Source organism: Streptomyces sp. NPDC086787, from assembly GCF_044745865.1.
Lineage (GTDB): Bacteria > Actinomycetota > Actinomycetes > Streptomycetales > Streptomycetaceae > Streptomyces.
In genome coordinates this window covers 769,000-794,176 of record NZ_JBIVBC010000001.1, presented here as the reverse complement: position 1 = coordinate 794,176, position 25,177 = coordinate 769,000, and the positions used below count along the sequence as shown (strand labels likewise).

At 72.2% G+C, this 25,177-nt stretch carries 25 protein-coding genes, 1 other RNA gene, 2 pseudogenes and 1 riboswitch; of the genes and pseudogenes, 14 read left to right on the top strand and 14 right to left on the bottom strand.

The window, feature by feature from the left end; translation table 11 throughout:
• Positions 1-176: 176 nt before the first annotated feature.
• A pseudogene (locus ACIPK3_RS03695) lies at positions 177-221 on the top strand (hypothetical protein); the annotation flags it as partial.
• A gap of 60 nt (positions 222-281) precedes the next feature.
• Here ACIPK3_RS03695 and rnpB read toward each other — a convergent pair.
• The 3 genes and pseudogenes from rnpB to ACIPK3_RS03680 all read right to left on the bottom strand — a co-directional run bounded on the left by rnpB (position 282) and on the right by ACIPK3_RS03680 (position 2,422).
• Positions 282-686: RNase P RNA component class A (rnpB, locus tag ACIPK3_RS03690), an RNA gene on the bottom strand.
• A gap of 115 nt (positions 687-801) precedes the next feature.
• A pseudogene (locus ACIPK3_RS03685) lies at positions 802-1,518 on the bottom strand (DMT family transporter); the annotation flags it as partial.
• Positions 1,519-1,603: 85 nt separating this feature from the next.
• Complete coding sequence (locus tag ACIPK3_RS03680; RefSeq protein ID WP_402566319.1) at positions 1,604-2,422, bottom strand: helix-turn-helix domain-containing protein; 819 nt, start codon at positions 2,420-2,422, stop codon at positions 1,604-1,606.
• A 105-nt stretch (positions 2,423-2,527) separates the two neighbouring features.
• Here ACIPK3_RS03680 and yaaA point away from each other — a divergent pair, with 105 nt between their 5' ends.
• A complete protein-coding gene (gene yaaA / locus ACIPK3_RS03675; protein ID WP_402566318.1) occupies positions 2,528-3,310 on the top strand; it encodes a peroxide stress protein YaaA in 783 nt (260 codons plus the stop codon).
• A 12-nt stretch (positions 3,311-3,322) separates the two neighbouring features.
• Here yaaA and ACIPK3_RS03670 read toward each other — a convergent pair whose 3' ends face one another.
• Genes ACIPK3_RS03670 through ACIPK3_RS03660 form a run of 3 tightly spaced genes read right to left on the bottom strand, consistent with a single transcriptional unit; the run spans position 3,323 to position 6,300 of the window.
• Positions 3,323-4,681, bottom strand: coding sequence for a bifunctional RNase H/acid phosphatase (locus ACIPK3_RS03670; RefSeq protein ID WP_402566316.1), 1,359 nt, complete (start codon positions 4,679-4,681; stop codon positions 3,323-3,325).
• Positions 4,682-4,702: 21 nt separating this feature from the next.
• Positions 4,703-5,446 carry a zinc ribbon domain-containing protein gene (locus ACIPK3_RS03665; protein WP_402566845.1) on the bottom strand — a complete coding sequence of 248 codons (744 nt, stop codon included), beginning with the start codon at positions 5,444-5,446 and terminating at the stop codon, positions 4,703-4,705.
• Positions 5,443-6,300, bottom strand: a complete 858-nt coding sequence (locus ACIPK3_RS03660) for a Nif3-like dinuclear metal center hexameric protein (RefSeq protein ID WP_402566314.1) — start codon at positions 6,298-6,300, stop codon at positions 5,443-5,445. The genes ACIPK3_RS03665 and ACIPK3_RS03660 overlap by 4 nt, the downstream gene beginning before the upstream one ends.
• A 188-nt stretch (positions 6,301-6,488) precedes the next feature.
• Here ACIPK3_RS03660 and ACIPK3_RS03655 point away from each other — a divergent pair, with 188 nt between their 5' ends.
• Positions 6,489-7,652: a hypothetical protein gene (locus ACIPK3_RS03655; protein ID WP_402566312.1), complete on the top strand. Its 1,164-nt coding sequence runs from the start codon at positions 6,489-6,491 to the stop codon at positions 7,650-7,652.
• Positions 7,653-7,749: 97 nt separating this feature from the next.
• Positions 7,750-7,902: a hypothetical protein gene (locus ACIPK3_RS03650; protein ID WP_402566310.1), complete on the top strand. Its 153-nt coding sequence runs from the start codon at positions 7,750-7,752 to the stop codon at positions 7,900-7,902.
• A 49-nt stretch (positions 7,903-7,951) separates the two neighbouring features.
• On the opposite strand, the gene ACIPK3_RS03645 is transcribed toward ACIPK3_RS03650, so the two are convergent.
• The 3 genes from ACIPK3_RS03645 to ACIPK3_RS03635 are packed head-to-tail and all read right to left on the bottom strand — an operon-like array spanning position 7,952 to position 10,891.
• Positions 7,952-8,902, bottom strand: a complete 951-nt coding sequence (locus ACIPK3_RS03645) for a 3-oxoacyl-ACP reductase (protein ID WP_402566308.1) — start codon at positions 8,900-8,902, stop codon at positions 7,952-7,954.
• A gap of 9 nt (positions 8,903-8,911) precedes the next feature.
• Complete coding sequence (locus tag ACIPK3_RS03640; RefSeq protein ID WP_402566306.1) at positions 8,912-9,988, bottom strand: Zn-dependent alcohol dehydrogenase; 1,077 nt, start codon at positions 9,986-9,988, stop codon at positions 8,912-8,914.
• A 45-nt stretch (positions 9,989-10,033) separates the two neighbouring features.
• Complete coding sequence (locus ACIPK3_RS03635; protein ID WP_402566304.1) at positions 10,034-10,891, bottom strand: MaoC/PaaZ C-terminal domain-containing protein; 858 nt, start codon at positions 10,889-10,891, stop codon at positions 10,034-10,036.
• A gap of 323 nt (positions 10,892-11,214) precedes the next feature.
• Here ACIPK3_RS03635 and ACIPK3_RS03630 point away from each other — a divergent pair, with 323 nt between their 5' ends.
• From ACIPK3_RS03630 to ACIPK3_RS03600, 7 genes are all read left to right on the top strand, one after another.
• Positions 11,215-12,522 (top strand): sensor histidine kinase, encoded by a 1,308-nt coding sequence (locus ACIPK3_RS03630; RefSeq protein ID WP_402566302.1) that lies wholly within the window; start codon positions 11,215-11,217, stop codon positions 12,520-12,522.
• A 70-nt stretch (positions 12,523-12,592) separates the two neighbouring features.
• Positions 12,593-13,186: a response regulator gene (locus ACIPK3_RS03625; RefSeq protein ID WP_402566844.1), complete on the top strand. Its 594-nt coding sequence runs from the start codon at positions 12,593-12,595 to the stop codon at positions 13,184-13,186.
• A 148-nt stretch (positions 13,187-13,334) separates the two neighbouring features.
• A complete protein-coding gene (locus ACIPK3_RS03620; protein WP_402566300.1) occupies positions 13,335-15,080 on the top strand; it encodes an MFS transporter in 1,746 nt (581 codons plus the stop codon).
• Positions 15,081-15,207: 127 nt separating this feature from the next.
• Positions 15,208-15,858, top strand: a complete 651-nt coding sequence (locus tag ACIPK3_RS03615) for a class I SAM-dependent methyltransferase (RefSeq protein WP_402566299.1) — start codon at positions 15,208-15,210, stop codon at positions 15,856-15,858.
• An 84-nt stretch (positions 15,859-15,942) separates the two neighbouring features.
• A complete protein-coding gene (locus ACIPK3_RS03610) occupies positions 15,943-16,917 on the top strand; it encodes an N-acetylmuramoyl-L-alanine amidase (protein WP_402566297.1) in 975 nt (324 codons plus the stop codon).
• A gap of 317 nt (positions 16,918-17,234) precedes the next feature.
• Positions 17,235-18,059, top strand: coding sequence for a hypothetical protein (locus ACIPK3_RS03605; protein WP_402566296.1), 825 nt, complete (start codon positions 17,235-17,237; stop codon positions 18,057-18,059).
• 103 nt (positions 18,060-18,162) lie between these two features.
• Positions 18,163-19,179 carry an LLM class F420-dependent oxidoreductase gene (locus ACIPK3_RS03600; protein ID WP_402566294.1) on the top strand — a complete coding sequence of 339 codons (1,017 nt, stop codon included), beginning with the start codon at positions 18,163-18,165 and terminating at the stop codon, positions 19,177-19,179.
• An 18-nt stretch (positions 19,180-19,197) separates the two neighbouring features.
• On the opposite strand, the gene ACIPK3_RS03595 is transcribed toward ACIPK3_RS03600, so the two are convergent.
• Positions 19,198-19,776 (bottom strand): hypothetical protein, encoded by a 579-nt coding sequence (locus ACIPK3_RS03595; RefSeq protein ID WP_402566293.1) that lies wholly within the window; start codon positions 19,774-19,776, stop codon positions 19,198-19,200.
• 150 nt (positions 19,777-19,926) lie between these two features.
• On the opposite strand from ACIPK3_RS03595, the gene ACIPK3_RS03590 reads away from it, so the two are divergent.
• Positions 19,927-20,220, top strand: coding sequence for a hypothetical protein (locus ACIPK3_RS03590; protein WP_402566292.1), 294 nt, complete (start codon positions 19,927-19,929; stop codon positions 20,218-20,220).
• Positions 20,221-20,261: 41 nt separating this feature from the next.
• Here the strand turns inward: ACIPK3_RS03590 and ACIPK3_RS03585 are convergent, their stop codons facing one another.
• Genes ACIPK3_RS03585 through ACIPK3_RS03575 form a run of 3 tightly spaced genes read right to left on the bottom strand, consistent with a single transcriptional unit; the run spans position 20,262 to position 23,499 of the window.
• Positions 20,262-21,332, bottom strand: a complete 1,071-nt coding sequence (locus ACIPK3_RS03585; RefSeq protein ID WP_402566291.1) for a prenyltransferase — start codon at positions 21,330-21,332, stop codon at positions 20,262-20,264.
• Positions 21,329-22,090 (bottom strand): class I SAM-dependent methyltransferase, encoded by a 762-nt coding sequence (locus ACIPK3_RS03580; protein ID WP_402566289.1) that lies wholly within the window; start codon positions 22,088-22,090, stop codon positions 21,329-21,331. Before ACIPK3_RS03580 ends, ACIPK3_RS03585 begins: the two co-directional genes overlap by 4 nt.
• Positions 22,084-23,499, bottom strand: coding sequence for a glycosyltransferase family 4 protein (locus tag ACIPK3_RS03575; RefSeq protein ID WP_402566288.1), 1,416 nt, complete (start codon positions 23,497-23,499; stop codon positions 22,084-22,086). The genes ACIPK3_RS03580 and ACIPK3_RS03575 overlap by 7 nt, the downstream gene beginning before the upstream one ends.
• 212 nt (positions 23,500-23,711) lie before the next feature.
• On the opposite strand from ACIPK3_RS03575, the gene ACIPK3_RS03570 reads away from it, so the two are divergent.
• Positions 23,712-24,338, top strand: coding sequence for a TetR family transcriptional regulator (locus ACIPK3_RS03570; RefSeq protein ID WP_402566286.1), 627 nt, complete (start codon positions 23,712-23,714; stop codon positions 24,336-24,338).
• The gene (locus ACIPK3_RS03565) at positions 24,331-24,666 is read left to right on the top strand and encodes a DUF6193 family natural product biosynthesis protein (protein WP_402566284.1); all 336 of its coding nucleotides are present in this window, start codon (positions 24,331-24,333) and stop codon (positions 24,664-24,666) included. The genes ACIPK3_RS03570 and ACIPK3_RS03565 overlap by 8 nt, the downstream gene beginning before the upstream one ends.
• A 36-nt stretch (positions 24,667-24,702) precedes the next feature.
• Positions 24,703-24,803, bottom strand: a riboswitch (TPP riboswitch).
• Positions 24,804-24,941: 138 nt separating this feature from the next.
• Here the strand turns inward: ACIPK3_RS03565 and ACIPK3_RS03560 are convergent.
• Positions 24,942-25,175, bottom strand: coding sequence for a ferredoxin (locus tag ACIPK3_RS03560; protein ID WP_402566283.1), 234 nt, complete (start codon positions 25,173-25,175; stop codon positions 24,942-24,944).
• Positions 25,176-25,177: the final 2 nt, after the last annotated feature.

The following is a 25,177-nucleotide window of genomic DNA, read 5'->3' as shown; positions in this document are numbered from 1 at the left end:
CTTTGGGCTCTGTGGGACGACATCGAAAGCTCCCTTGTCGCCTGGCAGACGCCGGAGCGCCGGACATCGAGGCCATTCGACTCCGCGTGACGGCCAACTCCCACCTGTACCGGATCGACCAGAGCCCCTCGCTGGGTTGGGAACACCGGCTCGCCCGAGCCACTACCCTCCCGGGAATGGACGACGAGTCACTGTCCCAGTGGGCCGAGCGCCGTGATGCGAGGATCGGACAGCTTCGCGCCGTACCTCTCGTCCCCTGGCTGGTCCGAAGACCTGAGTGGCAGACGAGCCAAGCTGTACGCCGGGTTCTGTTCCCCGGGCTCCTCGCGGGGCCCGGGGTGACGGCCATCCATCTAGGGTCGGCGTTGCCGCCGGCCTCGTGCGGTCTACCCGCGGACTCGGGCGGGCAGCCCTCGAACGTCCGCGCAGAGCGCCTTCTACGGCGCTCCTTTTGACCTTGCTCCGGGTGGGGTTTACCTAGCTGCCCAGGTCACCCTGGGCACTGGTGGTCTCTTACACCACCGTTTCACCCTTACCGCGGGCCGAAGCCCGCGGCGGTTTGTTTTCTGTGGCACTGTCCCGTGGGTCGCCCCAGGTGGCCGTTAGCCACCACCCTGCCCTGTGGAGCCCGGACGTTCCTCGGGAAGCCCCCTAGGGGGACTCCACGCGGCCGTCCGCTTGGCTCGTCTGCCGTGTCGACCATGTTAGCGGTCGTGCGGGGCGCTTCGGTGCGGCGGCCGTCGCGAGGACCGAGCCCGCCAGGATCAGGGTGAAGGCCACCGCGATGCCGGGGGTCAGGGACTCGTCCAGGAACAGGGCACCGGCGGCCACCGCGATGGCCGGGTTGACGTAGGTGATGACCGTGGCCCGGGTCGGGCCCGCCTCCCTGATCAGTTCCAGGAAGGCGACGAAGGCGAGCGCCGTGCAGATGACGCCGAGGCCGGCGAGCGCGGCCAGGACGTGGGCGGACGGAAGGGCGGACGGCCAGGTGGCGGCCGCCGCGGGGGCGTACACCAGGGCGGCCAGGGCCAGGCAGGGAGCCGTCAGCTGGAGGGTCGGTACGTCCTTGAGGCGGCGTGCGGCTATCAGCGGGGCCGTGGCGTAGCCCAGCACCGTGAGGAACACCTCGCCCAGCGAGCGGGCGTCGCCCCCGGTGAGGTGCGGGATCGTGAGCACCGCCACGCCCGCCAGGCCGAGAGCCAGTCCGGTCGTGCGGCGTGCTCCGAGCCGTTCCGTCTCGCCGAAGAAGCGGGCCATGGCCACGCCGACGATCGGGACGCCCGCGATCAGCAGGCCCGCCGTGGAGCTGGACAGGTGCCGTTCGGCGTCGGTGAGGGTGAACCAGGGGCCGATGATCTCGATGCACGCGAAGGCCAGCATGGGACGCCAGTGAGTACGGAGAGTCGTGCCCAGGCCGCCCTGGCGCAGGGCGAACGGGAGCAGGAGGGCCGCGCCCAGGGCGCAGCGGGTGAACACCACGGTGGCCGGGGACACCGCGTCCACCGCCACCTTGATCATCAGATAGGGAATGCCCCAGACCACTCCCATCAGGGAGAACAGGAACCAGCCGCGTGCAGTCATACGGCGAGTCTCGGCCGTGCCGCTACCGGGTGTCTTGAACGCTGTTGCGGTAGGCCGCCGGGGTCACCCCGAGCACCCGGCGGAACCAGCGGGTGAGGTGTGCCTGGTCCGCGAAGCCGACCAGGGACGCCACCTCGGCGGGGCGCAGGCCGGATTCCAGCAGGGTGCGGGCCCGGGTCACCCGGTACTGCGCCAGCCAGGCATACGGCGGTATCCCCATCGTCGTACGAAAGGCCCTCAGGAGCTGGTAGCGGGACATGCCGAGGTCCGCGGCAAGGGCGGCCAGGGACGGGGGCTCCAGCAACTCGTCGGCCAGACGGTCGCGGACGATCCGGGCTGTCACACCGGCGCCGGGGAGGCTCTCCGGCCGGACGGTCGCCGTGGAGTGGCGGTGCACCAGTGCCGTGAGCAGCCAGGGGAGGCGGGACTCGGCCTCCAACGGGTCGGGGCAGCAGGCCAGTTCGGCGTGCGTGAGCCGGATGGCGGCGGCGAGTTCCGGGTCGTCGAGCAGTCCCTCGCGAAAGTGCGGCGTTCCGCCCCGGGCGCCCTCGGCGAGCAGCGCGGGGTCGGCGTACAGGGCGCGGTAGGCGTAGCCGTCGGTGGTGGCGGGGCCGCCGGTGTGCATCTCGCCGGGGGCCAGTACGACGACGGTGCTCGGCCCGGTGCGGAGGTGGCCGCCGCGGTAGCCGATCAGTTCGGAGCCGCCGATGGAGACACCGATGGTGTACTCGTCATGGGCGTGCGGGGCGTAGACATGGCTGTCGAAGCGGGCCGTCAGCAGGTCGAGCCGCGGTCCGCAGCGGCCCAGCCGCAGTTTCGTCCAGCTTGCCTGTTCCGGCATGTGCGCCCCCCTTGTTGCTCTCGGAGTGTGCAACATCCCCGGTGCCCGTTCCATGCCGCACCGCGTCGTAGGCTGACGCGCAGTCCCGTCGAAGGAGAGTTGCCCGTGCTTGTCCTGCTGCCGCCCTCCGAGGGCAAGGCCGCCTCCGGCCGTGGCGCCCCGCTGAAGCCTGAGTCGCTGTCCCTGCCGGGGCTGCGCGAGGCGCGTGAGGCGGTGCTCGGTGAGCTGGTCGAGCTGTGCTCGGGCGACGAGGACAAGGCGCGCGAGGTGCTCGGGCTGAGCGAGGGGCTGCGCGGGGAGGTCGCGAAGAACGCCGGGCTGCGGACGGCCGGGGCGCGCCCCGCCGGGGAGATCTACACGGGTGTCCTGTACGACGCCCTCGGCCTGGCCACGCTCGATCCGGCCGCCAAGCGGCGTGCCACGCGCTCGCTGCTGGTCTTCTCCGGTCTGTGGGGTGCCGTGCGGGTGACCGACCGGATCCCGTCGTACCGCTGCTCGATGGGGGTGCGGCTGCCGGGACTGGGCGCCCTGGGCACGCACTGGCGGACGCCGATGGCGTCGGTGCTGCCGGAGGCGGCCGGTGACGGGCTCGTCCTCGATCTGCGCTCCGCCGCCTACGCGGCCGCGTGGAAGCCGACGGGCGAGGTGGCCGGGCGGACGGCGACCGTGCGGGTGCTGCACGCGCCGACCCGGAAGGTGGTCAGCCACTTCAACAAGGCGACCAAGGGGCGGATCGTACGGAGCCTGCTGTCGTCCGGTACCGCGCCGAAGGACCCGGCCCGGCTGGTCGAGGCGCTGCGGGATCTCGGGTACGTCGTGGAGGCGGCCGCGCCGTCGCGTGCCGGGCAGGCCTGGGCGCTGGACGTGCTGGTGACCGAGGTCCACTGACCCGGGCGGCGGTCAGCGCAGGTGGGCGGTCTCGTTGAGCAACCGTACGCTCGCATTGCCGTCCGCGTAGTAGGCCACCGCCGACAGCGAGGCCGCCGACAGTTCCATGCGGAACAGGGACTCGGGCGGGGCGCCGAGCGCGAGCCGTACGAGCGTCTTGATCGGGGTGACGTGCGTGACCAGCAGGACGGTGCGGCCCGCGTGGGCGGGCACCAGCCTGTCCCTGGTGGCGGCGATGCGTACGGCGGTCGCGGCGAAGCTCTCGCCGCCGCCGGTGGGCCGGGCGTCCGGGTCGGCGAGCCAGGCGCTCAGGTCGTCCGGGTAGCGGTCACGCACCTCGCCGAAGGTGAGGCCCTCCCAGGCGCCGAAGTCCGTCTCCCGCAGCCCGTCGTCCACCGTCACGTCCAGTCCGAGGCGGGCGGCGACGACGGCGGCGGTCTCCCGGGTCCGGGCCATCGGGGACGCGATGATCCCCTGGATCGTGCCGCGCCGTGCCAGCGCCGCCCCGACCCGCTCGGCCTGCCTCCGGCCGACGTCCGACAGGGCCGGATCGCTGCCCCCGCTGCCCGAGAACCGCTTCTGCGGCGTCAACGGGGTCTCCCCGTGCCGCAGGAGCACGAAGGTGGCGGGCGCGCCGAGGTCCGGAGCCGCGCTCCAGCCGGGGGCGGAGGTGGTGGAGGGCTCTGGGGTGGTGGCGGCGGGCGTGGGAGTGGCGGCGGCTGGTGGCGTGGCAGCAGCAGCAGCCGAGGGTGTGGCAGCAGCGGCAGATGGTGCGGCATCGGCGGCTGGTGGCATGGCGGCAGCAGTAGCCGGTGCTTGAGCCGTCTGCTTGAGCGCCGCGCGGGCACTCGCCGCTCCCGCCTTCGCGTCACCCGGCGGGCCGGCGGGTTCGGGGCCGGTGGGCGCGGGGGTGGCGGGCCGGTCCAGGGCGGCGCGGGAGGCGGACGGCGACCACTGCTCGCCCCGCCGCCCGGCGTCCATCGCCTCGTTGGCCAGGCGGTCGGCGTGCTTGTTCCGCTCGCGCGGGATCCACTCGTACGTCACACGGTCCGCCGGGAACACCCGGGCCGCCTCCGACGCCAGCGGCTTCATGTCGGGGTGCTTGATCCTCCAGCGGCCCGACATCTGCTCGACGACCAGCTTGGAGTCCATGCGCACACGCACCGAGCAGGTGGGGTCGAGTTCCCGCGCCGCCCGCAGACCGGCGAGCAGACCGCGGTACTCGGCCACGTTGTTGGTGGCGACCCCGATGAACTCGGCCGTCTCGGCGAGGGCCTCGCCGGTGACCGGGTCGAGCACCACGGCACCGTAGCCCGCGGGCCCCGGGTTGCCCCGTGACCCGCCGTCGGCCTCGACGATGAACTCCCGCACGCCCTGGGCCCCTTACCGAGCCTAGAGACCCGACTCGGACGTGCGCACGAGGATGCGGCGGCAGTTCTCGCAGCGGACGACGGTGTCCGGCGCGGCCGAGCGGATCTCGCTCAGCTCGGTGATCGCCAGCTCCTGGCGGCAGCCCTGGCAGGTGCGGGCGTACAGCTTGGCCGCGCCGATGCCGCCCTGCTGCTCGCGCAGCTTGTCGTAGAGCTTCAGCAGGTCGGCGGGGATGGACCCGGCGACGACCGCGCGCTCCTTGGTGACCGTGGCCGCCTCGCCGTCGATCTCCTCGAAGGCGGCGTCCCGGCGGGCGGTCGCGTCGTCGATCTTCGCCTGGACGGAGGCCACCCGCTCGGTGAGCTCGCCGACCCGCTCCTGCGCGGACTCGCGGCGCTCCATGACCTCCAGGACGACGTCCTCCAGATCGCCCTGCCGCTTGGCGAGGGAGACGATCTCCCGCTGGAGGTTCTCCAGGTCCTTCGGGGAGGTCACCGCACCCGAGTCGAGGCGCTGCTGGTCGCGGGCGGCGCGCTGGCGCACCTGGTCCACGTCCTGCTCGGCCTTGATCTGCTCGCGGGCGCAGTCGCTCTCCTCGGTCTGCGCGGCCACCAGCAGGTCGCGCAGCTGGGCGAGGTCCTTGGTCAGCGACTCGATCTCGGCGTGCTCGGGCAGCGACCTGCGCCGGTGCGCGAGCTGCTGGAGGCGGACGTCGAGGGCCTGGACGTCGAGGAGTCGGATCTGGTCGGCGGGCGCGGCGTTCAGTTGGGGGCTCCTGTTGAGCTAGTGGTGGGGTTGGACGCCGCGTGGGCGGTCCAGGGGTCGGTGACCGTCCTGGAGACGTGCACGCGCAGGTCCCAGCCGTGACGGTCGGAGATCTCGTCGAGCTGGGCTGCGGCCAGCTCGCACCAGGGCCATTCGGTGGCCCAGTGCGCCGCGTCGAGCAGCGCGAGAGGCGTGTGGGCGACGGCCTCGCCGGCCGGGTGGTGGCGCAGGTCCGCGGTGAGGTACGCGTCGACTCCGGCCGCGCGTACGTCGTCGAAGAGGCTGTCGCCGGAGCCGCCGCAGACGGCGACCGTGCGGACCTCGGCGTCGAGGTCGCCGGCCACCCGGATGCCCTGTGCGGTGGCGGGCAGCCGCTCGGCGGCGCGGGCGGCGAACTCCCGCAGGCTCACCGGGTGGTCCAGCTCGCACACCCGGCCGATGCCGCGGCGTCCGGACGGGTCGGCGGGGTCCGGCACGAGCGGTCGTACGACGCGCAGGTCCAGTGCTCCGGCGAGGGCGTCGGAGACACCCGGGTCGGCCTTGTCGGCGTTGGTGTGGGCGACGTGCAGCGCGATGTCGTTCTTGATCAGCGCGTGCACGACGCGGCCCTTGAAGGTGGAGGCCGCGACGGTCGTCGTACCGCGCAGATAGAGCGGGTGGTGGGCGACGATCAGGTCGGCGCCGAGCTTCACCGCCTCGTCGACGACGTCCTGCACGGGGTCGACGGCGAACAGGACCCGGGCGACGGGCCGGCCGGGGTCGCCCACGACCGTGCCGACCGCGTCCCAGGACTCGGCCCGCTCGGCGGGCCACAGGTTCTCCAGTGCGGCGATGACTTCAGACAGACGGGGCACGGGGAAAGGCTACCTGCCTGTTCGGCGCGGTCGCACCGTCTCCGGCCCCCCGCACCCCGGGCAGCACATCCGCTCGCGTTTCCTCAGGCGAACCGTTTCTCGGCCACCCTTATGTGTGAGTGGCCGCCTGCTCGTCCTCCGCCCGCGCGTACGGATAAGTAGCTTCGTCGTCCGGAGGTGACCGAACGATGACGGCCTGTGCGATCGAACCCTTGGCTGCCGAGACGGCTGCCCGTCAGGACAGCGGTGTGCCGCGGGCGGGCTGTGCCATCACCGCGGACGGCGCCTATGCCGCCCGGCTCGCGCTGAGCGGCGACTGCTGGTTCCCGGAGCGCTGGACGCTGGACGGCCCCGAGCCGTACGCCGTGCCGCTGCCCGGCAATCAGCCGGAGGAGCCCGGTACCGAGGTGCAGCCGATGGGTGACGGGCGGGTCCTCATCCACCGGCTGGTGGGGCGGCGGCATGTGTTCTCGCTGCTGTACCCGACCGGTCCGGCCACCGGGGAGCTGCCGCTGGGCGCGGTGGAGTGCCCGGAGCCGGGCACGACGCTGCGGCTGCTGCCGCCGGCACCGTGCGGCACCCGGGCGTACGCCCTGGAGGTCGGCCCGCGCGGTTCCGCGGTGTGGCTGGTGGCGGGCGGCGCCTTCGGGCCGGAGCACCTCGCGGAGGTCCCGGGGCGCTGCTCGGGCGGGGTCTGGCTGGACCGCGCGGGCCGGATACTGGCCCTGGACCGGGAGACCGGCGGCCGCACCAAGGCGGTCGTGGTGGACCTGGAGCGGGGCGGTGAGGTGACGCCGCTGTTGCAGATCGCGGCCGACAGCGACGACCGGCTGCTGCTCGCCGATCCGGACAGCGGGCTGATCCTGGTCGGCTCGGACGCGCCGTCCCCCGGGCGGGAGCAACTGGGCTGGGGGGTGCTGGGCGGTTCGTCGCCGGTGCGTTTCCCGAGCTGTCTGCGGATGCCGGACTGTGTGGTGACGCCGTTCGCGATCCAGCCGGGGCAGGCGCTGTCGCCGGAGCAGTGCGCGGTGGCGCTGCGCGTGGACGGGCCGTTCGGCGCCCGGGTGGGGGTGTGGCGGCCCGCCGAGCGGCGGGTGCACCGTCTCGCGGCGCCCGAGGGGTGGCTGGCGGGGGCCGGGCTGTGGACCGAGAGCGGGGTGCTGCGGCTGCCGTATGCCACGCGGGAGATCCCGTGCGGGGTGGCCGAGTCACCGGCACCGGCCAGGACGGCGGGCGCGCCCGGGGAGCCGGCGCCATCGGCGCCATCGCCTGCTCAGGCGCCTTCCGCGCCTGCCGTGGCACGTCCTGTGCCTCTCCAGCAAGCACCCCTCGGACGTCTTGTAACGAAGTAGTGGCGGTCCGCGTGGCCGCCTGGATTCGCCCCACCGCGTGCCGGTTACACTCTCCCGGCTGTACGAAAGATGATGTTGACGGGGTGAATTTCTTCCGATGAACGACGCGAGCACGTCCGAGCAGTTGTCCGCCGAACTTCAGGAGTCCGACGGTCACGGCAAGCACCGTGGCCCGGTCTCGGTCCAGGACAGCGAGACGATCCCGCACGGCCGCCACCGCAAGCCGGAACCGGCCGAGACCGCGGCCTGACAGCGGTCTGTCGAGGGGGCCCGCCGTCCGGTGGGCCCCCTTTCGCGTGTCAGCCGCGTTTGAGGCCGAGCACCTCCGCCGCCGCGAACGTCTCCCCCGGCGGCCGGCCCGCGTAGTGCGGGGTGAGCAGCGCGTCCAGTTCGTCGTAGCTGAAGGTGTCCTGCTTGCTGTCGAACTTCGCCTGCACACGGGGCCGTTCGATGACGGCGACCATTCCGCCGTGCACCACGAGCAGCTGTCCGTTGACGCGTGCGGCGGCGGGTGAGGCCAGGTAGCCGACGAGCGGGGCGACATGCTCGGGGGCGAGCGGGTCGAGTCCCTCGCCGGGCCGGGGCAGTCCCGCGAACACGTCCTCGGTCATCCGGGTGCGGGCGCGCGGGCAGATGGCGTTGGCCGTCACTCCGTACTTGCCGAGCGCGAGGGCCGTGGAGGTGGTCAGGCCGACGATCCCGCCCTTCGCGGCGGCGTAGTTGGGCTGGCCCGCGGAGCCGGCCAGGAACGCTTCCGACGAGGTGTTGACGATCCGCCCGTACACCGGTTCCCCGGTCCGCTTGGAGCGCTCGCGCCAGTGTGCGGCAGCGAAGTGGGTGGTGTTGAAGTGGCCTTTGAGATGGACCCGGATCACCGAGTCCCACTCGTCCTCGGTCATGGAGAAGACCATGCGGTCGCGCAGGATGCCCGCGTTGTTGACGAGGATGTCCAGCTTTCCGAACTCGCCGATGGCCGTCTCGACCAGTTCCCGGGCCTGCTCGGAGTCGGCCACGTCCCCGAGGTGCGCGACCGCCCGCCCGCCGGCCGCGCGGATCTCCGCGGCGACCTCCTCGGCGGGTCCGGCGGAGGCCTCGCCCGAGCCGTCCCGGCCGGGCCGCCCGTAGTCGTTGACGACGACGGCCGCGCCGAGCCCGGCCAGTTCCAGTGCCTCGGCCCGGCCCAGTCCCCGGCCGGCGCCGGTGACAATGGCGGACAGCCCGTCGAGCGGTAGTGACGCTGGCAGTGACATGGGGATCCCTCAGATCTCGACGCACGTACGCAGGGCCGTCCCGGTACGCATCTGGTCCAGTGCCTCGTTGATCCCGGCCAGCGGCAGCCGGTGGGTGATCAGGCCCTCCAGGTCGATGCGGCCCGCCCGCCACAGGGCGACGATCCGTTCGTAGGAGCGCAGTACGTCGCCGCCGCCGTACATCGAGGGCAGGATGCGCTTCTCGTCGAAGAACAGCTCGAACATGTTGAGCTGGAGGAAGTCGTCCATGGCGCCCGCGCCGACGACCACAAGGGTGCCACCGCGCCGAGTGTTCTCGTACGCGGTGCGGGCGGTGGCCGACCGGCCGACGACCTCGAAGACGTAGTCGAAGCCCTCCCCGGCGGTGACCTGCTGCTTGGCGTCGGCCAGCGCGTCCGGGGCGACGGCCCGGGTGGCGCCGAACCGCAGGGCGGACTCGCGGCGCGAGGCGACCGGGTCGACGGCGACGATCTCGGCGGCGCCCTTGAGCCGCGCTCCCTGGATCGCGGAGATCCCCACGCCACCGCAGCCGATCACGGCGACCGACGAACCGGCCTCGACGTCGGCGGTGTTGAGGGCGGCGCCGAGTCCGGTGGTCACCCCGCAGCCGATGAGCGCGGCGATGTCGAAGGGCACGTCGTCGGGGATCGGCACGGCGCAGCCCGCGTCCACCACGACCTCCTCGGCGAAGACGCCGGTCCCCGCGAAGCCGAAGACGTCGCCGTCGGGGCGCTTGAAGTTGGGGGTGCCCGCGTTCATGAATCCGGCCAGGCACAGCTCGCTCTGGCCGCGCTTGCAGGCGGAGCAGGCGCCGCAGGCGGGCAGCCAGCACAGAACGACGCGGTCACCGGCCTTGAGGTGGGTGACGTTCTCCCCGACTTCGAGGATCTCGCCCGCGCCCTCGTGTCCGGGGACGAACGGCGCCGGCTGCGGGAGCACCCCGCTCATCGCGGACAGGTCGGAGTGGCACAGCCCCGCCGCGCGCACCCGCACCCGCACCTTGCCGGGGCCGAAGCCCACCGCCTCGACGTCGTCGAGGACCTCCAGCTTGTCCTGGCCGATCTCCCGCAGTACGGCTGCGCGCATGGTGCGGCTCCCCTCACTGTTCTTGATTCGGGTGGTTCAGGTGCTTCAGGAGTGTGCGACGACGGTGTCGGCGAGGACGGGCGCGTCGTCCCGCTCCACCGCGCTCACCGCGACCCGCACCGCCCCTTCCTCCCGCCACATGCGGATCCGCAGGGTCTCCCCCGGGTACACCACCCCGGCGAACCGTGTGGTGCAGGAGCGGACCCGGGTGACGTCGCCGGCCAGCAGCGTGTCGACGACCGACTTGAGCGTCATGCCGTAGGTGCACAGCCCGTGCAGGATGGGCCGGTCGAACCCGGCGAGCTTGGCGAACTCGGGGTCGGCGTGCAGGGGGTTCCAGTCGCCGGAGAGCCGGTAGAGCAGGGCCTGGTCCTCACGGACGGTTCGCTCCACGGTCCGCTCGGGCTCGCCCCGCGGCGGTTCGAGGCGGGGCGAGGGGCCGCGGTCGCCGCCCCAGCCGCCCTCCCCGCGTACGTAGATCTGGGCGTCGTTGGTCCACAGCGGGCCGTCGGCGTCGGCGACGTCGGTGCGCATGACGAGGACGGCCGCCTTGCCCTTGTCGTACACGGCGGCGATCCGGCCGGTGGCCGTGGCGCTGCCCTCGGCGGGGATGGGGCGGTGGAGGGTGAGGGTCTGGCCGCCGTGCAGAACGCGGGCGAGGTCGACCTCGACGCCGGGCATGGACAGGCTGCTGATCACGCCGGGTGACCCGTTGCCCGCGACGGTGGCGAAGCTGGGCAGGACGTGCAGCCTGGACTCCAGGGTGTAGCGGAGTTCGTCGGGGTCGGTGGCGGGGACTCCCGCGCCGAGGCCCAGGTGGTACAGCTGGACGTCCTTGCGGTTCCAGCTGATCTCACCGGAGCGGGGTTCGGCGGCGAGGGCCTTCGCTGCGTCGATGGGCATACGGCTCCTGACACTGGCGGGGGCTGGCCGGGGCTCCAAGACCCCGGCACGGCCGTCCGCACCGTCGGCCGCACCGAGGTCGCCCCGGGGCCGATCTAGAACGCGTTCCAGTCCGGCGCCCCTTGTATAGCCCAGCCCCCCGCACTTGTGAAGGCTCCTGACGTTGTGTCAGATACGGGGGCCGGGACATTTGTACTGCCCGGCCGCGTACATACGCCTCTGCCGGTCCCGGGCGCCTTCCGCGATGCTCGTAGCGGCGTCCTGTTCGTACGCTGTGTGCGCGCACCGTCATGGTGCGGTGATCATCCGATCGGGGGAACCGAGTGACGACATGGTGGCGAGGTGCGCTCTGCCAGTGGCGGGCCTGGCAGGAGGAGCGCGCCCTGTGGCGGGAGGACATGCGGCGGTTCAAGGCGGAGCGGAAGGCGGCCCCGAAGGGCAGCCCGGCGCCCGACCACCCGGGCCCGCCGCCCACCGGGTTCGCCCTGCTGCCCTGGCTGCTGATGGGGATGGGCTCCTTCTCCAACCTGCTCCAGGGCAGGACCCCCAACCCGTGGGTCGGCGGCCTCGGCCTGTTCGCCTTCAACTCGCTGTACATCTACGTGACCTTCCGCGCGTTCCGCAGGGAGGCCCGCGAGGCGGTCTCCACGCGGGTGGCGCTGCTGCTGATGGGTCTGCTCACCACGGGTCTGGCCGTCGGATACGGCGGCAGCTGGCTGATGTTCTTCCCGCTGCTGGGCCTGGCCACCGGCGCCACCCTGCGCGGGCCGTGGCTGGGCCGTACCGGCATCCTGCTGGCCGTCTTCGCCGGTACCGTCGCCGCCTTCCGCGACGGCTCGGACGCGGTGAACATCGCCTACGGCACCTTCCTGTCGAGCATGGTGACCGCCGCCATCCTGGGCCTGAGCGAGGCGGTGCGGGAACTGCGCGCCGCCCGTGAGGAACTGGCCCGCCGCGCGGTGGAGAAGGAGCGCCTGCGCTTCTCCCGCGATCTGCACGACCTGCTCGGCCACACCCTGTCGGTGATCGTGGTGAAGTCGGAGGCGGCCCGGCGGCTGGCTCCGCGCGACATGGACGCCGCTCTGTCCCAGATCGGCGACGTGGAGTCCGTCGGCAGACAGGCGCTGACCGAGATCCGCGAGGCGGTGACCGGCTACCGCGAGGGCAGCCTCGCCACGGAGCTGGCCCGCGCCCGCTCGGCCCTGTCCGCGACGAGCGTCGAGCCGGTGGTCCGCCAGTCCGGCACTCCGCTCGCCCCGCAGACGGAGGCCCTGCTGGGCTGGGTGGTGCGCGAGGCGGTCACCAACGTCGTACGGCACAGCGACGCGAGCCGGTGCGAGATCACCGTCGACAGCGCTCCCGAGCGGGTACGGCTGACAGTGACCGACAACGGCACCGGCGCCGCCGTCACCGAACCCCGGAACGGCATCGGCGGCACCGGCCTCAAGGGCCTGACCGAACGCCTCGCGACAGCGGGCGGCTCCCTGCGGGCGGGCCCCGCACCCCGCGGAGGCTTCACGGTCACCGCCGAACTGCCGAGGGAGCCGGCACCGGCACCGGCACCGGCACCGGCACCGGCACCGGCGGATCCGCCCTCCGCCGCAGCCGCAGCGGCACCCCGCTCGGGATGAACGCCGGGTCCACGGGCGGACCTTCCGGCCCGGGGCGCCCTAGACTCGGGACGTGAAGCACATCCGGGTCATGCTCGCCGAGGACCAGGGCATGATGCGGGGCGCCCTGGCCCTGCTGCTGGGCATGGAGGACGACATCGAGGTGGTCGCCCAGGTCGCCGCGGGGGACGCGATCGTGGACGCGGCGCTGCTGCACCGGCCGGACGTGGCCCTGCTCGACATCGAGCTGCCGGGCATGAGCGGCCTGGACGCGGCGGCCCTGCTGCGGGAGCAGGCACCGGACTGCCGGGTGCTGATTCTGACCACCTTCGGCAGACCCGGCTATCTGCGCCGGGCCATGGAGGCCGGGGCCACCGGATTCCTGGTCAAGGACGGGCCGGTGGCGGAACTGGCCGAGGCGATCCGGCGCGTGCTCACCGGGGAGACCGTGGTGGACCCGGCGCTGGCCGCGGCCGCGCTCAGCGCCGGACCCAGTCCGCTCACCGCCCGCGAGTGCGACGTGCTGAAGGCGTCGGTGGACGGTGCGACCGTGGCCGACATCGCGGGCAGACTCCATCTGTCCGAGTCGACGGTCCGCAACTACCTGTCCTCCGCCATCGGCAAGACGGGCACCCGCAACCGGGCGGAGGCGGTCCGGGAGGCCCGGCAGCAGGGGTGGCTGTGACCCTGCGCAGCGCCCACCTCGTCACCTCCTGAGCATGCATCAGATTCCCATGAATCGGTCAAGGATTTATTAGAGGCCCGAAGCAACGGAATAGTTGCCCGTGCATACGAGGTTTACCCTGCACTTATCGCACCTGGAGGCCTCACGCATGACGCACACGACGACCGACCGGCCCGTCCGCACAGCGAGCGGGGCACTGGTCCCGGTGCTCGCCTTCGCGGGCATCGTGGTCGCGGTGATGCAGACCCTGCTCGTCCCCGTGATCAAGGACCTGCCGCAGTTGCTGGACACCGCGCCCAGCAACGCCACCTGGGTCCTGACCTCGACGCTTCTCTCCGGCGCCGTGGCCACTCCGATCATGGGCCGCCTCGGTGACCTGTTCGGCAAGCGGCGCATGCTGATATTCAGCCTCGCCGTGATGGTGGCGGGCGCCCTGGTCAGCGCCCTCACCAGCGATCTGCTCACGATGATCGTGGGCCGCGCGCTCCAGGGCTTCGCGATGGGTGCGATCCCGCTCGGCATCGGCCTGATGCGCGACATGCTGCCGCCCGAGAAGCTCGGCTCGGCGATGGCCCTGATGAGCTCCTCGATCGGCGTCGGCGGCGGTCTCGCCCTGCCCCTGGCCGCCCTGGTGGCCCAGCACGCCGACTGGCACGCCCTCTTCTACGGCGCCGCCGGCCTCGGCGCGCTCGCCATCGTCCTCACCCTCCTCGTCGTACCGGAGACCCCGATGCGCGCGCAGGGCTCCTTCGACGTGCTGGGCGCCCTCGGCCTGTCCACCGGTCTGGTCCTGCTGCTCCTGCCGATCACCAAGGGCAGCGACTGGGGCTGGTCCTCCGGTACCACTCTCGGGCTGTTCGCCGCGTCGGTCGTCGTCCTCGTCCTGTGGGGCGTCTTCGAGCTGCGCACCAAGGCACCGCTGGTCGACCTGCGCACCACCGCCCGCCGCGAGGTGCTGCTGACCAACCTCGCCTCGATCATGGTCGGTGTCAGCTTCTACGTCGTCTCGCTCGTCCTGCCCCAGCTGCTCCAGCTGCCGAAGGCCACCGGCTACGGCCTCGGCCAGTCGATGGTCGTCGCCGGTCTGCTGGTGGCGCCGCTCGGCCTGACGATGATGTTCACGGCCCCCGTCTACGCCCGCCTCTCGGCCAGGTACGGCCCCAAGGTCACCCTGATCCTCGGCCTGCTGATCATCGCGATCGGCTACGGCACCGGCCTCGGCCTGATGAGCGCCGCCTGGCAGAGCCTGATCATCTCGGTGGTCCTCGGCGCGGGCATCGGTCTCGCCTACTCCTCGCTGCCCGCGCTGATCGTCGGCGCGGTCCCGGCCTCGGAGACGGGCGCGGCCAACGGTCTCAACACCCTGATGCGGTCGATCGGCACCTCCGTCTCCAGTGCCGTCATCGGCATGGTCCTGGCGAACACCGCGAACAACGTGGGCGGGATCGCGGTCCCGACCATGCACGGCTTCCGGGTCTCCTTCCTGATCGCCACGGCCGCGGTCGCGGTGGGCCTGCTGCTCGCCGTGTTCCTGCCGAAGCAGAGCCGCCCCGCCGAGCAGCACACCCAGCTGCGCGCCAGCAGCGAGGAGGAGGCGGGCATCGCGCACGCGGAGGAGGTCCTGCGGGGCTTCCGCGGCCGGGTCCTGGACGCCGGGGGTGCCCCGGTCGCCCGTGCCAAGGTCACTCTGATCGACCGCCGGGGACGCCAGGCGGGCGCCACGCTCTCCGCGGAGGACGGCAGCTACACCCTCGCCGTGCCGACCGAGGGCGCCTACGTCCTGGCCGCGAAGGCCACGGGTCACGGCCCGCACGCCTCCTCGGCGACCCACGCGGGCGACGTGACCGCGATCGAGCTGGACCTCGCCCTGCCGGGCGAGACGGTCACGGCCTGACACGGTCATGGCCTGAGTCGCGGCCGGACCGCACGGCAGCACCGGTACCCCCTGTCGCCCCGGCGGCGGGGGGTACGTCAGCATGGGCGGCGTACGGCATCGAGCGGACCGACCCGAGAGGAACCCCATGCCCGCGGCACCCAAGCCCGAGATCCTGGCCGCCTTCGAGGCGGCGAAGGGATTCATGCCCGTCGACGAGGGGCTGGCGCTGTACGCCGCCGCCGTGGAGGCGGGCCGGCTGGGGCTGCCGCTGCTGGAGGTCGGGACCTACTGCGGGCGCTCCACGATCCTGTTCGCGGACGCGGCACGGCAGACCGGGGTCACCGCGCTCACCCTCGACCACCACCGGGGCAGCGAGGAGCAGCAGCCGGGCTGGGACTACCACGACCCGGAGACGGTCGACCCCGAGATCGGCCTGATGGACACGCTGCCCACCTTCCGGCGCACCCTGCACCGGGCCGGTCTGGAGGAGCACGTGGTGGCGCTGGTCGGCCGCTCGCCGCAGATCGCCGCCTTCTGGAACTCCCCGCTCGGCCTGGTCTTCATCGACGGCGGCCACACCGACGAGCACGCCACCGCCGACTACGAGGGCTGGGCCCCGCAGATCACCGAGGGCGGGCTGCTCGTCATCCACGACGTGTTCCCGGAACCGGCGGACGAGTTCACCGGCCAGGCCCCGTACCGGGTCTACCTCCGCGCGCTGGAGTCCGGCGCGTTCACCGAGGTGTCGGCGCACGGGTCGCTGCGCGTGCTGCGGCGGACCGGGGCGGGCGTCTGACCGGAGGGACGTCCGACCGGGGGCACCACCCGCCCGGAGTACTCGGCGAGGTGGCCCTCCCGGGCTCGGGCTAGGGTGACAGACGTGTCGTACACAGGCCCGGACTTCGATGCCCCGCAGCCCCGCCGCCCCCGGCGTGCGCCGCTGACCGTCGCCCTCGCCGCGCTCGTGCCGGGCGCGCTGCTCGGCTGGGTCGTGTACGAGTCGGTGGGCGGTTCCGGCGACTCGGGCGGCTCGGACCGTGCGGGCGGCGCCGCCGCCTCCCGGTCCGCCGCGTCCGCCGCACCCGTCGCGCCCTCGACCCTGGCGTCGTCGGCCTCCACCGCGGACGACGCCAAGAAGCCCGGCGACAGGCCCAGGGCTTCCGCACCGGCCGCCACCGGTGCGCTGGCGGGCAAGGTGATCCTGGTCGACCCGGGTCACAACCCGGGCAACTTCCAGCACACGTCCGAGATCAACCAGCAGGTCGACATCGGTACGAACCGCAAGGAATGCGACACCACCGGGACGTCCACCAACGACGGGTACACGGAAGCCCAGTTCACGCTGGACGTGTCCCACCGGCTGCGCGAGATCCTGGAGGCGCAGGGCGCCAAGGTGGTGTTCACGCACGACGACGACGGTCCCTCCTGGGGGCCGTGCGTGGACGAGCGGGCCCGGATCGGGAACGAGGCGCACGCGGACGCGGCCATCTCCATCCACGCGGACGGGGTAGCGCAGGGCGAACGCGGCTTCCACGTCATCCTGCCCGCGTCCGTGCACGCGGGCGCCGCCGACACCCGGCCGATCGTCGACGCCTCGCGCGACCTCGGCGAGCACGTCGCGGGCACCTTCGTGCGCGCCACCGGCAGCGCGCCCGCCAACTACGTCGGTGACGGCACCGGTCTCGTCACGCGTGAGGACCTGGGCGGTCTCAACCTGTCGACGGTTCCCAAGGTGTTCATCGAGTGCGGGAACATGCGCGACAGCAAGGACGCGGCGCTGGTGACCAGCGGCACCTGGCGGCAGAAGGCGGCACAGGGCATCGCCGACGGTCTCGCCGGCTTCCTCAACAAGTAGCGGTTCGTCGAGGCGGCTTGGTCCGGCCTGGGCGGTCTCAATCTGTCAACGGTTTCCCGTGATGTCCAGCGCGTGCGGGGGCACGCGCGATAACAAGGACGCGACAGAGGGCGACGCAGGGATCTGTGGGGGGAATCGTGAGTTTCCTGCGCGGGTGGTCATCGGCCCGCGGAACCGGGCGGACACCTTGATCGTACGGACGATAGTCTCATCCGTACGACGAGGGGCCACCCCCGCGCTTCACACCAGGCCCTGAGGGCGACAGAGTGACAGCGACGCCTCTACCGACCGACGAGACTACCTACGAAGGACCTGAAGTGAATATCCGCTCCCTCACTAGAGGCGACGGCGTGGTGATCGGAGCAGCGGTGTTGCTGTTCATCGCGTCGTTCCTCGACAACTACTCGTACGACGGGGCGCCGGACGGCCTCGACCTCCCGAGCCTCTGGTCAAGCGGACCCGTCCTGCTCAGTGTGGTCCTGGCCGGGATCATCGGCGCCGCGCTCGTCGTCGTCGCCCGGACCCTGCCGCAGCCTCGCAAGGTCGCCGGTCTGGAGATCGGCCAGTTCGGCGTCGCCTTCACGGTCTTCGCCGCGTGGAGCGCGCTCGGCAACGTCATCGACCCGGCCGGTGGCGCGAACAACTTCGGTAATTCGAGCAGCGGTCCGAGCGCCGGTACCGGCCTCATCCTCGCCCTCGTCGCCACCCTCGTCCTGGCCGCCGCCGCCATCGCCGGCCCGCTGGTGCCCGCGCTCAGCGCGCCCCTGATGCCGGCGGCCCAGCCCGCCGCGCCGCAGCCCTACGGCGCCCAGCCGCAGGGTGGTTACGGCTACCCCGGCGCCCCGGCGCCGCAGCCGCAGCCGTCCTTCGGCGGTCAGCCGCAGCCGGGCCAGCCGTTCGGGCAGCAGCCTCCGGCTCCGGCCGCGCAGCCGTCGCCCGCCTCGGACTTCGCGCCCTTCTGGTTCGCCGTTCCGGTGACGCGGCCGCTGTTCGGGGAGGACGGTTCGCCCGCGCCGATCGCCGAACTGGCGCCGGGCACCTGGTACCTGGCGGTCGAGCAGCGCGGTGCGCAGCTGATCGCGCAGACCCAGGACGGCCGCCGTGGCGTCCTCCAGGACACCTCGGGGATCCAGCGCGGCTGAGCGTCCCGCGCCGCAGCTTCCGGCCTCTCGCCCTTCCGGGCGGGGGGCCGTTGCCGTACAGTCGCCGCAGTCACGAGATCTGACGCAGCGTCAGGAGGCGGTCATGCGGCTCGGGCTGGCACTCGGCTACTGGGGGCGCGGACCCGCCACGGACCAGGTGGCGCTGGCGCAGGAGGCGGAGCGGCTCGGCTACCACTCCGTGTGGACGGCGGAGTCATGGGGCTCGGACGCGTTCACCCCGCTCACCTGGATCGCCGCCCAGACGTCAACGATCAAGCTGGGTACGGCGGTTGCCCAGATGGCTGCCCGCTCACCGGTCACCACCGCCATGCACGCGCTGACCCTGGACCATCTCTCCGGCGGGCGGGTGATGGTCGGGCTGGGGCTCTCCGGCCCGCAGGTGGTGGAGGGCTGGTACGGCCGTCCGTTCCCCGCCTCTCCGCTCACCGCGACCCGGGAGTACGTCGACGTCGTACGGCAGGTGCTGCGCCGCGAGGGGCCGGTGGAGTCTGCCGGGCGGTTCCACGCCCACCCCTACCGGGGCCCGGACGCGACCGGCCTCGGCAGACCACTGAAGCCGATCACCCACCCGCTGCGCGCCGATCTGCCGGTGCTGCTCGGCGCGGAGGGGCCGAAGAACGTCGCGCAGACGATCCGGATCGCGGACGGCTGGTTGCCGCTGTACTGGTCGCCGTCCCGGCCGGAGGCGTACGGCACGGCGGTCGCCGAGCTGCCCGGGGACGGGAACTTCCTGGTCGCGCCCATGGCCCGGGTGAAGGTCTGCGACGACGTGGCGGAAGGCCTGCTGCCGGTGAAGGCCATGCTCGGCTTCTACATCGGCGGCATGGGCCACGCGACCCGGAACTTCCACGCGGACCTGATGGCACGCATGGGATACGAGGAGGAGGCGCGGCGGATCCAGGAGCTGTTCCTGTCGGGGCGGCGGGAGGAAGCCGTACTGGCCGTGCCGGACGCCTTCGCCGACGAGATCTCCCTGGTGGGCCCGCGCGAACGCATCGCGGAACGGCTGGAGTTGTGGCGCGAGGGTCCGGTGACGGACCTGTTGGCCCTGTCCCCGGACCCCGCGACTTTACGGGTTCTGGCGGAACTGAACGTCTAATGGTCAGGCACTGGTCGTCTAACCCCCGGACAGCTGACCGGCGGACGGCACCTTGTTCTTGACCTCGGCGCCCGCGCTCTTACCGGCGTCCTTGACCTTGTTGATGATGTCGTTGAAGGAGTCGGCCGCCTTGGGGTCGCCCTTGCGCAGCTTGGCGGGCAGGTCCTTGAGGCCCGCGATGGCCGCGTTGAGCGGTGCGAGGGCCTTGGTCAGCACGGGGTCGCCCTTCGCGTTGCGGACCGCGGCCTTCAGCCGGTTGTAGGTGAAGGCGCCGGCCAGCCCTGCCTTGATCAGGGTCCATCTGCGGCCTTTGACGCCCTTCTTGAACTTGCCCGCCTTGTAGGGCTTCACGATCCACTGGTAGGTCGCCCCCGCGGCGAGAGCGGCGTTGGCGACGAAGCGGGCCTTGGCGAACTTCTGCTTCTCCGCGGACGTACTGGGACTGGGAGTGGGCTTCGCGGCGAGGGCGAGGGCCGCCGCCGATGTCTCCCGGCTCGTGTTCTCACTGCTCCCGTAGGCGGTGGCGGCTGTGCCACCGGCGAGCAGGGCGCAGCACATGGTGAGCGCCACGAAGAGGCGCCGTATGTGTACGGGCACTGGGTCCTCCGGGATGTCCTCCCCGAGCAGATGTCTCTTCCGGCAGACTCACCCAGTTGGCCCAGTTACGCCACTTGGGGGAAGCTGGGGAAAGCGGTACGGGATTCACCTTCGCGGTTTCAGCGGGCGACGAGCGGCAACCCGGTGTACATGTCCCCTCGATATCGCAACGGTACGAACCAGGCAGGCACGGTTGTCGCAATCGTCGCCGACGTCATGGCCTTCATTCTGGGCCTGTGGATTCTCATGTACCTGCTGGACGCGAATCGCGCAAACGATCTCGTCCAGTTCGTGCACAGCTCGGCCACCTGGCTTGCGGGATGGTCGCACGACCTGTTCACCTTCGACGAGGCGTGGGCCCGGGTCGTGGCGGGCTACGGCCTGGCCGCCGTGGTCTACCTCTTCGTCGGCCACGCCATCGCCAACCGGATCCAGCGTCACTGATCCGGGCTGCCGTCACTGACCCGGGCTGCCGCCCCGCGCCGCTACGCGCAGCAGTCCGGGTCGAGCCCCGTCGGCAGGCGTTCGCCGCCGAAGACCGCGCAGGTGGCCTCGTCGCCGCCGAGAGCGGCCACCGCCAGGAGCAGGGAACCGGCCGTCCAGCTGGTGAGCTCCAGGGGCCACAGCGCGTCGTCGTCGAAGACGTAGCCGGTCCAGTAGAGGCCGGTGGCGGGGTCCCGCAGATGCTGGATGGACTGGAGGATCTCCAGGGCCCGGTCGGACTCCCCCATCGCCCACAGGGCGAGGGCGAGTTCGCAGGACTCGCCGCCGGTCACCCACGGGTTGGGAACCACGCAGCGCACGCCGAGACCGGGCACCACGAAGCGGTCCCAGTCCGCCTCGATGCGGTCCTTGGCCTCGGCGCCGGTCAGGGCGCCGCCGAGGACCGGGTAGTACCAGTCCATCGAGTAGCGGTCCTTGTCCAGGAACCGCTCGGGGTGCCGGCGTATCGCGTGGCGGAGCGAGCCGAGCGCGAGCTCCCAGTCCGGCTGGGGCTCCTCGCGCTGCTCGGCGATGGCGAGCGCGCAGCGCAGCGCGTGGTGGATGGAGGAGCTGCCGGTCAGCAGCGCGTCGGTGGCCGCGGTGCCGTCGTCGTCGCGCCGCCAGCCGATCTGGCCGCCGGGCCGCTGGAGCGCGAGGACCCATTCGACGGCCGCGTAGACGCACGGCCACATGCGGTCGAGGAAGGTGTCGTCGCCGGTGGCGAGGTAGTGGTGCCAGACGCCGACGGCCACGTAGGCGACGAAGTTGGACTCGCGGGAGCTGTCCGTGACGTCGTCGTGGGCGCCGTCCGCGTAGGCCGCGTACCAGGAGCCGTCCTCGTTCTGGTGCTCGGCCAGCCAGGTGTAGGCCCGTTCGGCGGCCTCGTGCTCGCCGGCGGCGTCCAGCGCCATGGCGGCCTCGGTGTGGTCCCACGGGTCCAGGTGGTGGCCGCGGAACCAGGGGATCGCGCCGTCCTCCCGCTGCACGGCGAGGATGCCGCGCACGGTCTGGGCGGCCTGTTCCACGGTGAGGACCCCGGGCAGGACCAGGTGTTCCGTCCGGGGGGTCGTCACTGGGCGGCCGCCTCGGCCCCGGCGGGCGCCGCGGCGGTGGACGGAAGGTGCGGCTTGGTCGCGTAGGCCACGAAGCTCTTGCCGATGAGCGGGTTCAGCGCCTGCTCGGCGATCCGGGTGGCCAGGGGCTTCTTCATGATGTCCCAGACCAGCAGCTTGTGGTAGGCGCGCACCGGCAGCGCCTTGTCGTTGTCGACGCCGAACGCGCACTTCAGCCACCAGTACGGCGAGTGCAGCGCGTGCGCGTGGTGGGTGCCGTAGGGCTTCAGGCCCGCCTCGCGGATCTTCCCGAGCAGTTCGTCGGCCCGGTAGATGCGGATGTGGCCGCCCTCGACCTCGTGGTAGGCGTCGGACAGCGTCCAGCAGACCTTCTCGGGGCCGTACCGGGGCACGGTGACGGCGATGCGGCCGCCGGGCCTGAGCACGCGGACCATCTCGGCGAGCACGCCCTTGTCGTCGGGGATGTGCTCCATCACCTCGGAGATGATGACGACGTCGAAGGACTCGTCGGGGAAGGGCAGTGCCAGGGCGTCGCCCTCCATGGCGGTCGCGGTGGCACCGGCGGGAGCCTCGCCCGCCTCCTTCATCGCCGCGAACCACTTGGCGACCTCGCGGATCTCCTCGGCGTTCTGGTCGAGGGCCACGACCTGGGCGCCGCGCCGGTAGCACTCGAAGGCGTGCCGGCCCGCCCCGCAGCCGAGGTCCAGGACACGGTCGCCCGGGGCGAGCGGGAACCGGGAGAAGTCGACGGTCAGCACGTGGCCCTGCTTTCGCGGTCGGCGGTGAGTGGTTCTTCGAGTACGGCTGTCTGCGGGGCGGGCGGCCGCGCAGACACGCGTCCCGCGTGCTTGAGGCTCTCCGACCGGTCGATCGCCTCGCGGTAGCGGGACACCGTGCCCTCGGCGGCGCGGGCCCAGGTGAACTTCTCCAGTACGCGGGCGCGGCCCGCCGTGCCGAGCCGGGCCCGCAGTTCCGCGTCGCCCAGGAGTCTGCTCAGCCCGGCGGCCAGTGCGCCCGGGTCGCCGGGCGGTACCGCGAGGCAGGTCTCCCCGTCGCGGCCGGCGACCTCGGGGATGGCGCCGCCGGTGGTGGCGAGCAGCGGCGTGCCGGTGGCCATGGCCTCGGCGGCCGGCAGCGAGAAGCCCTCGTAGAGCGAGGGCACACAGGCGACCTCGGCCGAGCGGACCAGGTCGACCAGTTCGGCGTCCGAGATGCCCTTCACGAACTCGACGGCGCCCTCCAGGCCGTACCGCTCGATGGCCTGGGCGACCGGGCCGTCCTCGGCGCGCCTGCCCACGACGACGAGGTGGGCGTCGGGGTGCTCGGTGCGCACCTTCGCCAGCGCCTCGACGAGGAAGACCAGCCCCTTGAGCGGCACGTCGGCGCTGGAGGTGGTGACGATCCGGCCCGGGACGACGGGGGCCGCCGGATTCGGCGAGAAGAGGTCGGTGTCGGCGCCGATGTGGACCACGTGGATCCGGTCGTCGCGCACTCCGAGGTGGTCCACGATCTCCTGGCGTGAGGTGCCGGAGACGGTGAGGACCGACGGCAGGCGGCGGGCGACGCGCTTCTGCATACGGGTGAAGCCGTACCAACGGCGCACGGAGAAGCGGCGCTTCCATCCCTCGGCGGCGTCCAGCTCCAGTTGCCGGTCGACGGTGATGGGGTGGTGGATGGTGGTGACCAGGGGAGCGCCGACGTCGCCCAGCAGGCCGTAGCCGAGGGTCTGGTTGTCGTGCACGACGTCGAACTCGCCGCTCCGCGCGCGCAGATGGCGGCGGGCGCGCAGCGAGAAGGTGAGCGGCTCGGGGAACCCGCCGGTCCACATGGTCGCGACTTCCAGCGCGTCGATCCAGTCCCGGTACTCGTCCCGCGCGGGGTTGCGGAACGGGTCGGGTGAGCGGTAGAGGTCCAGGCTGGGCAGCTCGGTGAGGCTCAGACGGTGGCCGTACGCCGCGTCGTCGTCGAGCACCGGGTACGGCTGGGAGCCGATGACCTCGACGCGGTGGCCGAGCCGGGCCAGTTCGCGGGAGAGGTGCCGTACGTAGACGCCCTGACCGCCGCAGAACGGGTTCCCTTTGTAGGTCAGGAGCGCGATGTCGAGGGGTCGCTCGCCGTCGGCGGCGAGGTCCGTCCGGGGACCCGCCTCCCTGGCCTCAGCGGACACTCTGGGCCCCCTTCTCCCTGCATTTTCCCGCGAGATTACGCCGGGACGCTAATCTAGAACAAGTTTCAGACTTGATCGTTCAGGAGGCTCTGAATCTACCGGCAGGTAGGGGCGCTGTGAGCGGTGGATCAGGTGATTCACGCCACGACCGGGGACCATCCTGCCGAGCCGTGTGATCACCTGCCCTCACCTACTGTCACGGAGCGGGAGCCATGCCTGCGGAAGTCAGTACCGTTCGACCGGCCGCGCCACCTCTGACCGAGCGGCAGGAGGCCCGTCGCCGCCGGATCCTGCACGCCAGCGCGCAGCTGGCCAGCCGGGGCGGGTTCGACGCGGTGCAGATGCGGGAGGTCGCGGAGTCCTCGCAGGTGGCGCTCGGCACGCTCTACCGCTACTTCCCGTCCAAGGTGCATCTGCTGGTCGCCACCATGCAGGCCCAGTTGGACCACATGCACGGCACCCTGCGCAAGAAGCCCCCGGCGGGTGACACGGCGGCCGAGCGGGTCGCGGAGACCCTGATGCGGGCCTTCCGCGCGCTCCAGCGGGAGCCGCACCTCGCCGACGCGATGGTCCGCGCGCTGACCTTCGCGGACCGCAGCGTCTCGCCGGAGGTGGACCAGGTGTCCCGGCAGACCACGGCGATCATCCTGGACGCGGTGGGTCTGGCGGACCCGACCCCGGAGCAGCTGTCGGCGGTCCGCGTCATCGAGCACACCTGGCACTCGGCACTGATCACCTGGCTCTCCGGCCGCGCCTCGATCGCGCAGGTCAAGATAGACATCGAAACGGTGTGCCGGCTGATCGACCTGACAGGCCAGGAGGGGACCAACCATGGCTGAGGCACCGGACGCCGCGACCGCATGGCAGTGGCTGCTGGAGCGCAGACCGGGCACCCGGGGCTGCTACGGCGACGAGGTGGAGCTGGCGCTCGCCGTGGCCGCCCACGCCCAGCCGCGGCTGCGGGTCCTGTATCCGTTTCCCTCGCACGGGGCGATCGGCTTCCTGCGGGGCATGCCGGGCGACGAACAGAGTCGGGAGATGCCGTACCTGGGCTGCTGGGGCCCACCGTTCGAGGTGCGCGACATGCGGCACGGCACGCTGGGTACGGCCGCCACCCCGGAGGAGGCGGCCGCGCTCGTGGTGGCCCATCTGCCCGCGAACGCGTAGAGGCGTTGGCGCGGACGGGCGCGCAGGGGCACGGAAGAACCTACGAGACGGGTTCCCTTCGCCGGCATTACCCGGATCAGGTCCTGGGGGTCGCCGTCCGGCTCTACTGCCGCCGTCCGGCCTCTCAGCCCGACCGTCGACGTCGGCACCGGCGGATGCTCGCGCGTCACGCCCGCGTCGGCTACTCCGGTCGAACTCCCTCACTCGCCTCGTAGGCCACTTCCAGGATAGACCCGTCACCGGATTTCAGAACCCCCAAAAGGGACTTTTTTTTCTCAGTCCTCCGGCGGGAACACCGGCTCCCCGCTGCCCGCCAGGGTGATGGTGATGGCCTCCACCGGACAGCTCTCCGCCGCCGCCAGCACCCGTTCGTTGGCGTCCGCGTCCGCCTCGGCCGGCCGCGACTGGCGGCCGGTGTCGAGGCGGAAGCCGCCGGGGGCGTGGTGGACGCACTGGGCGGAGCCGATACAGACGGAGCGGTCGACCTCGACGTGCCAGCGGTCTCCCATCG